Genomic DNA, 11,606 nt, shown 5'->3' with positions numbered 1-11,606 from the left:
ATCAAAAACCTATCCGAGTATAGTGCGCATCCACGGACGCGGGGTGGAGCAGCCTGGTAGCTCGTCGGGCTCATAACCCGAAGGTCGTCAGTTCAAATCTGGCCCCCGCAACCAACTAAAATTTGATGCAGTACTTTCTACGATGTTTTTGCTCAGTAGAAAGACGGACGCGGGGTGGAGCAGCCCGGTAGCTCGTCGGGCTCATAACCCGAAGGTCGTCAGTTCAAATCTGGCCCCCGCAACCAATCAAATTTTAAAGCAGTAGATGTAAAAAAGAAGAAATACGGACGCGGGGTGGAGCAGCCCGGTAGCTCGTCGGGCTCATAACCCGAAGGTCGTCAGTTCAAATCTGGCCCCCGCAACCAATTCTTCGAATCAAAACATTAGACACCCTCAAGGGTGTTTTTTTGTATCTGCAGTTTGTGGATTTGCCGGGCGTTACCCCGGCTGATGACACTACCCTCTTCTGGCCAGCGTCGCGCCATCCGAGAAGTACGCCTTAATTCCCGCCAGAATCGATTCTGCCACTTCCTGCTGGAATTTCGCGGTCTTGAGCTTGCGCTCCTCTTCCACATTACTGATAAACGCCGTTTCGACCAGAATCGACGGAATGTCCGGCGCTTTCAGCACCGCAAAACCTGCCTGCTCAACGCTATTCTTGTGCAGCTTATTCACATTCCCGAGTTTCCCCAGCACCGCTTTGCCAAATTTCAGGCTGTCAGTGATGGTCAGCGACTGTACCATATCGAACATGGTGTGATCGACGTAGCGATCGCCGCTTTTGCTCACCCCGCCAATAAGGTCGGAGGCGTTCTGTGAATCTGCCAGCAGTCGGGCCGCCGTACTGGTCGCTCCTTTTGTCGACAGGGCAAAAACGGACGAGCCGCTGGGCTGTCTACTGGTGAAAGCATCGGCGTGGATGGAGACAAACAGGTCGGCACGCTGTTTCTGCGCTTTCGCAACGCGCACTTTCAGCGGAATGAACACGTCTTCATTGCGCGTCATATATGCCCGCATGTTGCCTTCTTTATCAATCAACGCCTTCAAACGGCGGCCAATCTGCAGCACCACGTCTTTTTCACGGGTCCGGTATTTCCCAACTGCGCCGGAATCTTCCCCGCCGTGGCCCGGGTCGAGCATTATCACGATCGGACGATCTCGCCCCGCTTTACCGGGCTGCGGACCACTCTGCGCAGGCGGAACCTGCTTTTCGAGGTCGCCTTTATTGTAATCTTCCAGCAAGGCAAGCAATGGGTCCTGAATATCCGTCGCATTTGCCGGATAGAGATCCATTACCAGACGCTCTTTAAAACCGGCCACCGGTGCCAGGGCAAACAGCTGAGGCTTAACGTTCTGCTTAAGCTCAAATACCATGCGCACGGTTTGCGGATCGAACTGGCCAACGCGAGCGGATTTTATGTAAGGATCGTCGCCACGGATCTGCGCCCCCATGCCTTTCAGCACCGAGTTCAGATTCACGCCCTCGATATCCACCACCACACGCTCAGGATTGCTCAACGCAAACTGTTTGTATTTCAGTACCTGATTAGACTCTACCGTCACGCGCGTATAGGTCGAAGACGGCCAGACACGCACCGCCACCACCTGACTGACAGCGGCGAGTGCAACCTGGCTGACGCTAAGCAACCACATCGCCCCAGCCCCTTGTAACAAGCGGCGGCGGCTTATTGTTGATTTGGATCCCGACATGCTTCTCCCGAGCAAGAAAACGAATTAATACACTAAACGTCCAAATTGACCGAAAACTTTAACGAATGACGCATAACCTGTCATCTATAAAAGGGTAAACAATCATGCCCTGACGCACGCATCACTTAATTTTTTCTCAGGTTTGCAGCGATTTTAGGGTTGCGCGCGACGCAATAATCGAATAAAAATACACAAAATACGAATAAACATTCACTGAGGGTTGTGCCGTGGTAAAGGAACGTAGAACCGAACTGGTCCAGGGGTTTCGCCATTCTGTTCCCTACATCAATACCCATCGGGGAAAAACGTTTGTCATCATGCTGGGTGGCGAAGCTATTGAGCATGAGAACTTTTCCAGTATTGTCAATGACATCGGCCTGTTGCACAGCCTGGGTATTCGTCTGGTTGTGGTTTACGGCGCACGCCCACAGATCGACGCCAATCTCGCGGCACATCACCACGAGCCGATTTATCACAAGCACACCCGCGTGACTGACGCCAAAACCCTGGAGCTGGTTAAGCAAGCCGCCGGGCTTTTGCAACTGGATATCACCGCCCGTCTGTCGATGAGTCTCAACAATACGCCGCTTCAGGGCGCACATATCAACGTCGTCAGCGGCAATTTCATCATCTCCCAGCCGCTGGGCGTGGATGATGGCGTGGATTATTGCCACAGCGGACGTATTCGTCGTATCGATGAAGAGGCGATTCATCGCCAGCTCGATAACGGCGCGATCGTGCTGATGGGTCCGGTAGCCGTCTCCGTCACCGGTGAAAGCTTTAACCTCACTTCAGAAGAAGTCGCGACACAGCTGGCAATCAAACTGAAAGCCGAGAAGATGATTGGTTTCTGCTCCTCTCAGGGCGTATTTAACGAACAAGGGGATATCGTTTCGGAGCTCTTCCCTAACGAAGCCCAGGCGCGTGTCGAAGCGCTGGAAGCAGAAGGTGATTACCATTCTGGCACCGTGCGTTTCCTGCGCGGGGCCGTCAAAGCTTGCCGCAGCGGCGTGCGTCGTAGCCACCTGATCAGCTATCAGGAAGATGGCGCATTGCTCCAGGAACTGTTCTCTCGGGACGGTATCGGTACGCAAATTGTGATGGAAAGTGCAGAACAAATTCGTCGCGCAACCATCAACGATATTGGCGGCATTCTGGAACTTATTCGGCCACTGGAGCAGCAAGGGATTCTGGTACGTCGCTCACGTGAACAACTGGAGATGGAAATCGACAAATTCACGATCATTCAGCGCGACAACCTGACCATCGCCTGCGCGGCGCTTTATCCCTTCCCGGAAGAGAAAATCGGTGAGATGGCCTGCGTGGCGGTACATCCTGACTACCGCAGTTCATCCCGGGGGGAAGTGCTGCTGGAGCGCGTTGCCGCCCAGGCACGGCAAATCGGCCTGGATAAACTCTTCGTCCTGACGACCCGCAGTATTCACTGGTTCCAGGAACGTGGCTTCACGCCGGTGGATATAGATTTGCTGCCGGAGAGTAAAAAGGAGATGTACAACTATCAGCGCCGTTCAAAAGTGCTGATGGCGGATTTGAGTTAAGCCCTCATTCAACCCCTCTCCCAAAAGGAGAGGGAGTCGAGCAATCAAGTCGATTCAAATACCGCACTTAACCCGCTGCGTCGCTCGGTGCGCGTCGTTACTGCCTGCGCTAAAACGCGCTCGTCGGCATAGAGCGACAGCCTTTTACGCGCACGAGTAATAGCGGTATAAACCAGCTCACGGGTGACAACCGGTGAAATTTGCGCTGGCAGAATCAGTACCGCGTGATCAAACTCTGAACCCTGAGACTTGTGCACCGTCATCGCCCACGCCGTGTCGTGTTCCGGCAGGCGGCTTGGCTGGACCGATTTCACGCTGCCATCCGGCATCTGGAACCAGACGCGCAAGCCCTGCCCGCGATCGAGAGCAATACCAATATCGCCGTTAAAAAGCCCCAGCGCACTGTCGTTGCGAGAGATCATCACCGGGCGGCCTTCATACCAACGTGAGAGCGGCTGGCGAGTGATTTTTCGTTTCTGCGCTAACGCCTGTTCCAGCCTTTCATTCAGACCGGTGACGCCAAACGGGCCTTCACGAAGCGCACATAAAAGCTGATATTCGCCAAAGGCCGCAATCACCGCCTCGGGGGCAGCCTGCTGCTGCACACTCAGCAGAAAACGCTGATATCCCTGCAAGGCATCTTCGAGCATGGCAAGATACTCTTCGCCCGTCTGGAGCGGCTTTTTCTCGATATCATCAAAAGCGCCGCCAAATACCGTACGAATAGCCATGCGATCGCCGCGATTGACGGCTGCGGCGAGCTGGCCGATACCGGAGTCGCTGCCGAATCGATAGCTTTTTTGCAGCAGGCACAAGCTGTCACGTAACGCACCGGCACGCTGCTCAGAATTCCCCTCAATTACGCATCCGGTCAGGTGTGACAACTCCTGCGCACGCGTCATGGTGTAACCCGCGCTGGCATAGTTGCAGATATCCCCCAGCACCGCGCCTGCTTCTACGGAAGCCAGCTGATCGCGATCGCCAAGGAAAATCACGCGGGCATGTGGCGGCAGGGCTTCAATCAGACGCGACATCATCGTCAAATCGATCATCGACGCTTCGTCGACCACCAGCACGTCGAGATGCAGCGGGTTTGTCGCATGATAGCGCAGACGCTGGCTGCCCGGCTGTGCGCCGAGCAAACGGTGTAGCGTACTGGCTTCATGTGGGAACATTTTTCGCTGCGCGTCGTTAAGCGGGAGTTTTTGCAGCGCTCCTCCCAGAGATTCCGTCAACCGCGCTGCCGCTTTCCCCGTTGGGGCAGCCAGCCGAATTCGGCATTTCTGCTCTCCCGACATCTGGATAAGCGCCGCGAGCAGCTTTGCCACGGTGGTCGTTTTACCGGTGCCCGGCCCGCCGGAAATCACCGAAATACGCCGCGTCAGTGCCACCGCCGCCGCCACTTTTTGCCAGTTTATGGTCTCAGAAAAACCGAAGAGACTGTTCAGGGTTTGAATCAATAAGGCATCGTCATAGGGCAACGGCTGATTGAATTCATTAAAGAAACGCGCAATCGCCAGCTCATTACGCCACATGCGATTGAGGTACAGTCTGTCGTTACAGAGAATTAAAGGCGTCGGGATATCGCCGTGACTCACGGCGCTTGAGCGCAGTAGCGCGCCCTGCCAGTCCGTCATTGCGCCGACCAGCGCAAAGCATGCCTGTAGCGGCACCGGCATTTTCTCGTCCGGCACCAGACGGGAGAGTGGTAAGCACACGTGGCCTTCACCGGCATCTTTGCTGAGGACAGCGGCGGCCAGCATCACGGCCGCGTCGTCACCGGCAACCATCATCGCGAACTGGGCATCCAGAGGGCGTAACGCGCGCTGCTCTACCGCCTCCAGCAATAATTCCTGCATCGTCATTGGGCCACCTCTTCCGTGCTTGCGGCGAATAATTTGTCCATCTTATCAATCAACAGCGGATCGGGCCGGGTGGTGAAGATCCCCGACTGCGGATCATTCGCGTCCACGCCACGTAAAAACAGATAGATCACGCCGCCAAAATGATCGTCATAGGCATAATCTGCAATGCGATGACGCAGATAGCGATGCAGCGCCAGGGTGTAAAGCTGATACTGCAAATCGTAGCGGTGCGACTGCATAGCAGCAGCCATCGCGTCTCGGGTGTAGGCCTCGCTGTTGTCGCCCAGCCAGTTGGATTTGTAATCCAGCAGGTAATAACGGCCTTCATGACGGAACACTAAATCGATAAAACCCTTCAGCATTCCGCTCACCTGGCGGAAATTAAGCGACGGGCAGTGCCTCGATAAGGGATCATGCTCGCGGATAATCGCATCAAGCGCATCCGCCGTCAGCGGCCCGGCAATCGGGAGATAGAACTCCATTTCGACCTGTTTTTCTTTTGCCGTCAGTTGGCTGAGCGAGATCCCCGATTCGGTAAGTGGAGCCTGTAAAATCGCGGTGACCCACTCGGTCAACACCGGCTGCCAGTGGGCGTCATACCCGCCTTTTTGCAACATCTCCAGCACCCACTCCGGCGAAACCGGCTGCGTAAAATCGAGCGTTTCAAACAGGCTGTGCAGGAAGGTTCCCGGCGATGCGCCGCGCGGAAACTGATGTGGGGTGAGCTCGGGTTCTGCCACCACATCGCCAACGCCGGAGGCGTCCACGTCGAGTTTTGGCATTAAATCCTGGGCGATATTCTGCCCGTGCTGTTGCAACCCGGAATAGCTGGTCACACGCCAGTCATCCCTCAGCGCACGGGTAATCTGCCGCGCGCCTAAATCAGGCACCGAAAGCTCCGGCATTTGCCAGCGGGAAAGATCGGGCTGACCGGGAATTTGCAGGGCAATATTATCGTCGCATAATTCGTCGAGGCACTGGCGCAAACCGGCGGCGTCTTTCGGCTCGCCTTTTTGAATCAGCCGCCCGAGGGCGCTTTGATGGAAATCGCTCTCCCCCGCTTTCTCGCCGCGACGGCGGAACAGCGGCGCAACGCCCAGGCTGCAATGCCAGACGGAACGCGTTAAGGCGACATACAGCAAACGTAAATCTTCCGCCAGACGCTCGGCCTCAGCAAGCTCAACGCTGGCGTCAGCTTTACTGAGATCGAGCACTGGTTCGAACGACACGCGATCGTGATAAAACGCCTGATCCTGCGCACGATAGTTGGCAATAAACGGCAGGCAAACCAGCGGATATTCCAGCCCTTTGGACTTGTGAATGGTGACGATTTTCACCAGATGCTTATCGCTTTCGAGGCGCATCTGCTGGCTGGCTGAATTGCTGTTGGGATCGGTGATGTGCTGCGACAGCCAGCGCACCAGCGCATGTTCACTTTCGAGCTGCGATCCCGCTTCCTGTAATAGCTCGCTGATGTGCAAAATATCGGTCAGACGGCGCTCGCCCCCTGCGGTCGCCAGCATATTTTCCGCAACACGGCGCTGTGCCATCAGCTCACGCAGCATCGCCATCACACCGCGTTTTTGCCAGCGTTCGCGGTAATGAGCAAACTCTTCGACCGCTACATCCCACGCGCTTTCGTTATTATTCAGCGCGTCGATGTCTTGCGCGTTAAGCCCCAGCATGGAACTCGCCAGCGCACTTCGCAACGTGATCTCGCGCTCGGGCGTCAGCACGGCCTGCAATAGCCACAGCATTTCCTGCGCTTCGAGAGTTTCAAACACGCTGTCGCGATTGGAGAGATAGACCGAAGGTATTGCGAGCTGAGTGAGAGCATCACGAACCAGCGATGCCTCCTGCCGACTGCGCACCAGCACGGTAATGTCTGATGCGCTGACCGCTTTCGACGTGTCGCCTTTCCACAATAACGCTTCACCCTGCGCACCCGCGCTGAGCCAGTCACGTATCTGCGCGGCGCATTGCTGAGCCATAAAGTTCTGATAGTCGCTAACGCCACAGCCTTCGCCATCCATCAGCCAAAAATTCATCGCGGGCTGAATTTCACCGCGAAATTCAAAGCGCAGCGTGTTGTTTTTCTCAGCCGATCGTACGGAAGAAAAAGGAATGTCCTTGAACATGAACGCTGCATCCATACGCTCAAAAAGCGTATTCACGCTCGTCACCATCCCAGGCGCGGAACGCCAGTTGGTATCCAGCGTATAGTGCGCTTCAACCTCGCTACGGGCCTTCATGTAGGTAAAGATATCCGCGCCGCGAAAAGCGTAAATGGCCTGTTTAGGATCACCAATTAACAGCAGCGCCGTATCAGGCTGCTTGCGCCAGATGCGGCGGAAAATACGGTATTGCTGCGGGTCGGTGTCCTGGAATTCATCGATCATCGCGACCGGGAAGCGAGTGCGGATCGCCGCCGCCAGCGCCTCCCCGTTTTCGCTGCCGAGCGCCGCATCCAGACGGCTCAGCATATCGTCAAAGCCCAGCTCGCCACGACGACGTTTCTCACGCGCGACCGTTTCGCGGATTTCCGCCATCGCGCGGGTTATCACCAAATCATTGAGGGTGAGCGGCTGCGCCAGTAGGGTTTCAATCGCCACAAACAGCGGGTGTTCCGGGACCACACCATCAGCTTTGGTGCGCTCCACCAGAAAGCTCTGGGAAAACTTTTCCAGCGCGTCGGGTAACTGATAGCCACGCGTCTCATCCTGCGCCCAGGCGCTGATTTTTTCGATCCATTTCCCCTGATTTCCGCGATTGAACTTACGTCGGTCAATACCGGAGCTTTCAAGAACAGCGTCGATGTCGGCGACGGAGTCGCACCATTTTTGCTTGAGAGCGGCTATCAGCGAAATGATTTTTTCATGCCGTGCAGCCAGCGTTTCATCTGCTGGAGGCGGTGATTTTATCGCAGGCGCTTCACCTTGCAGATAGCGTTCAATAGAGCGTAAAAGTTCTTCCGGCCCTTTCCATAACGCATGCACCGCTTCGGCAATTTCGCGCGGGAGTGGATAGCAATGGCGACGCCAGAAATCCGCGCAGGCCTGGCGGCGCAGTTCGGATTCATCTTCGATCAGTTGTTGTTCAAAAAGCATGCCCGATTCAAACGCATTCAGGCTCAGCATGCGCTGGCAAAAACCGTGAATGGTAAAGACGGCGGCTTCGTCCATTTGACGCTCAGCCAACAACAGCCATTGGGCGGCCTGTTGTTTGTCGGTTATCTCTTCAAGCAGGCGAGCGTAAAGGGGGTTATCAGTGGTTTGACGTAAACAGGCGATACGTAATTCGTGGATGTTCAATCGAATTCGCCCGCGCAGCTCGGCGGTCGCCGCTTCGGTAAAGGTGACCACCAGCAGTTGTTCCACGCTGAGCGGGCGCCCAAACGCAGCATTGCCGCCCAGTCCCAGCAATAAACGAAGATACAGGGCGGCAATGGTGAAGGTTTTTCCCGTTCCCGCTGAGGCTTCAATCAATCGTTCACCCTGCAACGGCAAACGTAAGGGATCAAGAGGCTCAGCGGTATCGGTCATTCTTTCTTACTCCAGGGCATTGATTTCTGTAATGCGCTGACGCTCTCCCAGACTTTCCAGCCTTTTGGATTCACGTAATCCACTTTCCCGTTCTGGCTGCCGGAAATCTGAGATAAGCACGCCATGCCTTGCGGCTTCACCACCGCCTGGTGGAAGAAATCGGCAACCTTTTGCGGCGTCAGCAGTTTTATCTCGGCAACTACTTTATCACGTGAATCGAAGGTCAGATTACCCCGGTCGAAATCTTTGCTCAGCTGCGACGCTTCTTCGCCCAGGGTCTGTGGTGCCTGCTGCACCTGCGCGATAACCGCCTGCTGGATTTGAGCAAATTCTTCTGGCGTCATTTTGCGCAGTTTCTCTTCAGCCTGCGGGAAGAATGCCTGATAACGCTGCCACAGATAGGCTGGCTGTTTATCGCTACTTTGCAACAGGAAACCCAGACCCCACTGGCGGCCCACGTTCATTGAGAACGCGAATACGGCATAGCCAAGCTGTTCTTCGGTACGCAACTGATTGTAGAACCACGGCTGGATAATTTGTCCCAGTACCGCACTGTAGGCGGAGCTGGCAAATTCATCGTAGCCAGTAGGGACAAAGACCGCCGCCAGCGCCGAATCCGTGCTGCTGCCCGCTTTTTCGAAGATCACATTCTGCTGTTTATCCACCAGCACATCCTGGTTACGGCACCACTCGTTGCCGTTCGCACCCAGCTGTTTGCGGACATTCTGAGCAAGCGTTTTAGCCTGATCTTCGCTCATATTGCCCACAATCAGGAACTCTGGACGTGAGTGAGTTTTCAGCGCCGAGCGGTAATCCATCACCTCTTTCAGAGTGATTGATGGCAGCAGTGCGCGGCGCGTTTCACGCTGGAAGTACGGAATTTGCGACATCATCTGTACAGGCATAATCGCCTGATCGAACGCTTTGCCTTTTTCCGCCGAATCCATCATCTGCGCATACCAGGATTTAGCCTGTTCAAGCTGTTCTTCGGTCGGTGTATAGCTGAAATAGCCTTCGAGCAGCGCCTGGAAAAGCTGCGGTAAACGCTGCGTGTAACCGTTGGCGTTGACCATTAATCCGTTATTCGCGTTGGTGGAGAAACTGATCCCACCCACGGCGGCCTGGTTGCTGAGCTGGTCCAGCGCGATGCCGGCCAGATAGTCATTCAGCGCAAACATGACCTGGTTTTTAGCGCTATCCATCGCCTGCGGATTACGCAGCACGACGCTAACATCCGCTTTTGGCTCGCTGGCAAAATAGCGGCTTGGGGTATATACCACGCGCAGAGTGGGTTCGTTGATAATCAGTTCCGGGTGCGGGTATTCCTTCGCAGACTTAATCAGCGTGAAATCATCGGGTATGTACGGATTCAGTTCAGGTAATTTCAACGCAATTTTCCCGGACTCTTTCTGCCAATCAGAGAAGGTTTGTTCGCTGATTTTATTTACCTGATAAGGCGCATCAACAAAGTAAGCGGTTTTGTTATGCGGCTCTTTCGGGCTGATATACCAGATACGCGCGTTTTGCGGGGTCATCATCGCCAGACGCGCTTTGATGGCGTCGGCATCATATTGATCGGCAATGTTTACTGCATCGAGGGTATGTTCTACCGGAACGCGGATCATGGTATCCGCCAGCCATTCAACATAGTCCATATCGCGGGTAATCGACGGATAACGGAAGTCGAGATCCAGCACATGGGCCAGTTCGTCAAAATAGCTTTTATCGACGCCTTTATCACGCAACAGGGACAGATAGCTGAAAATCGCTGCCACCACTTCATCGCGGTGCGCGAGGCCTTTATCGGTGAGGGTTGTCGAGATAGCTAAAACACCGCTGTTGCCATTGACGACCGGATCGGAGTCCGCACGAATACCCTCTACCAGCCCCTGTTTTTGCAGCCAGTCCGAGAGCGTGCCTGGACTGCGATTGCCGATCAGATAGGTGACCAGTTCGTCTGTTTTGCTGCGGAACTGTTTGGTGTTGTTATCAATACGGAATTCAACGCGCAGCACTTTGCGCGGCATCGCAGGCACATAGTGAATGATGATGCCTTTTTGCTCATCCGTGACCACAGGCGTTGTAATCTCGGGCTGTTCAATATTTTTGTTCGGCACACGGCCGTATGTTTGCGCAGCAATGCGCGCCAGTTCAGGCAGCGGCTTATTGCTGTACACCACGGCTTTCATCAGGTTGGCAGAGTAGTATTTGTCGCGAAATGCGTGCAAGGCATCGAGAACCGGACTGTTGGGCTTATCACTCAGCGTTTCCAGATTACCACCGGAAAAACGCGAGCCAGGGTGCGCGGGGTTGATCGTTTCGGCGCTGACCTGAGCCATACGCATACCGTCTCGCGTGCGCGCCATCGTCAGCTCGGCATTAACGGCGTTACGCTCGCGATCGGCATACTTTTTATCAAGCAGTGGCGATGCGATAGCGTCAGCCAGACGGTCGACCGCTCCTTCCAGCGCATCATTTTCGACTTCAAGATAAAACGCAGTGCGGTATGGCGCGGTGCTGGCATTGTGGCTGCCGCCGTGCATTTTGAGGAATTCGGAAAGGCTATCCGGCTGTGGGTATTTTTTGGAGCCCATCAGCGTCATGTGTTCGAGATAATGGGCAAGTCCCGGGTGTGAATCAGGATCTTCCAGCGATCCCACCGGTACCACCAGCGCAGAGAGCGATTTAACCGCCTGCGGATCGGAAACCAGCAACACGGTCATTCCATTATCAAGGCGAATAGCCTGATACTGGCGGGTATCTTTTTCGCTCTTACGGATTGTGTCCTGAACGGGTTGCCAACCGGTGTCTGCCTGAGTGAGGGGAGCCCAGAGGGCGACAAACAAAACAAACGCTTTCAACAAGGTGCTGCCTGGCATTCACTACCTCTTCATCACGGCTACATCATTAACAATTTGCGTGCTGGGCCA

At 54.9% G+C, this 11,606-nt stretch carries 5 protein-coding genes and 3 tRNA genes; 4 read left to right on the top strand and 4 right to left on the bottom strand.

From position 1 onward, the window contains the following. Positions 1-37: 37 nt before the first annotated feature. From C3708_RS10560 to C3708_RS10550, 3 genes are all read left to right on the top strand, one after another. A tRNA-Met gene (locus C3708_RS10560) sits at positions 38-114 on the top strand. 54 nt (positions 115-168) lie between these two features. Then, positions 169-245 (top strand) — tRNA-Met (locus C3708_RS10555). A gap of 43 nt (positions 246-288) precedes the next feature. Then, positions 289-365: transfer RNA gene (locus C3708_RS10550), tRNA-Met, on the top strand. A 91-nt stretch (positions 366-456) separates the two neighbouring features. On the opposite strand, the gene amiC is transcribed toward C3708_RS10550, so the two are convergent. Next, positions 457-1,710 (bottom strand): N-acetylmuramoyl-L-alanine amidase AmiC, encoded by a 1,254-nt coding sequence (amiC, locus tag C3708_RS10545; RefSeq protein WP_103949221.1) that lies wholly within the window; start codon positions 1,708-1,710, stop codon positions 457-459. A 227-nt stretch (positions 1,711-1,937) separates the two neighbouring features. Here amiC and argA point away from each other — a divergent pair, with 227 nt between their 5' ends. Next, the gene (gene argA / locus C3708_RS10540; RefSeq protein ID WP_095283198.1) at positions 1,938-3,269 is read left to right on the top strand and encodes an amino-acid N-acetyltransferase; all 1,332 of its coding nucleotides are present in this window, start codon (positions 1,938-1,940) and stop codon (positions 3,267-3,269) included. 44 nt (positions 3,270-3,313) lie between these two features. Here the strand turns inward: argA and recD are convergent, their stop codons facing one another. Genes recD through ptrA form a run of 3 tightly spaced genes read right to left on the bottom strand, consistent with a single transcriptional unit; the run spans position 3,314 to position 11,555 of the window. After that, entirely contained in the window at positions 3,314-5,134 is a 1,821-nt protein-coding gene (gene recD / locus C3708_RS10535; RefSeq protein ID WP_103949220.1) for an exodeoxyribonuclease V subunit alpha, read from the bottom strand. After that, positions 5,131-8,676: an exodeoxyribonuclease V subunit beta gene (recB, locus tag C3708_RS10530; protein ID WP_103949219.1), complete on the bottom strand. Its 3,546-nt coding sequence runs from the start codon at positions 8,674-8,676 to the stop codon at positions 5,131-5,133. Before recB ends, recD begins: the two co-directional genes overlap by 4 nt. Beyond that, a complete protein-coding gene (gene ptrA, locus C3708_RS10525) occupies positions 8,673-11,555 on the bottom strand; it encodes a pitrilysin (RefSeq protein WP_103949218.1) in 2,883 nt (960 codons plus the stop codon). The genes recB and ptrA overlap by 4 nt, the downstream gene beginning before the upstream one ends. Positions 11,556-11,606 lie beyond the last annotated feature (51 nt).

Origin of the sequence: Lelliottia sp. 7254-16 (assembly GCF_002922995.1) — a bacterium.
Taxonomy (GTDB): domain Bacteria; phylum Pseudomonadota; class Gammaproteobacteria; order Enterobacterales; family Enterobacteriaceae; genus Enterobacter; species Enterobacter jeotgali.
This window is presented reverse-complemented; position numbering and strand designations above follow the sequence as displayed.

What these genes read in the sequence shown, in the direction of transcription:
- recD (WP_103949220.1), bottom strand. Translation starts at nt 5,134, where the DNA reads ATGACGATGCAGGAATTATTGCTGGAGGCGGTAGAGCAGCGCGCGTTA.
- recB (WP_103949219.1), bottom strand. Translation starts at nt 8,676, where the DNA reads ATGACCGATACCGCTGAGCCTCTTGATCCCTTACGTTTGCCGTTGCAG.
- ptrA (WP_103949218.1), bottom strand. Translation starts at nt 11,555, where the DNA reads ATGCCAGGCAGCACCTTGTTGAAAGCGTTTGTTTTGTTTGTCGCCCTC.
- amiC (WP_103949221.1), bottom strand. Translation starts at nt 1,710, where the DNA reads ATGTCGGGATCCAAATCAACAATAAGCCGCCGCCGCTTGTTACAAGGG.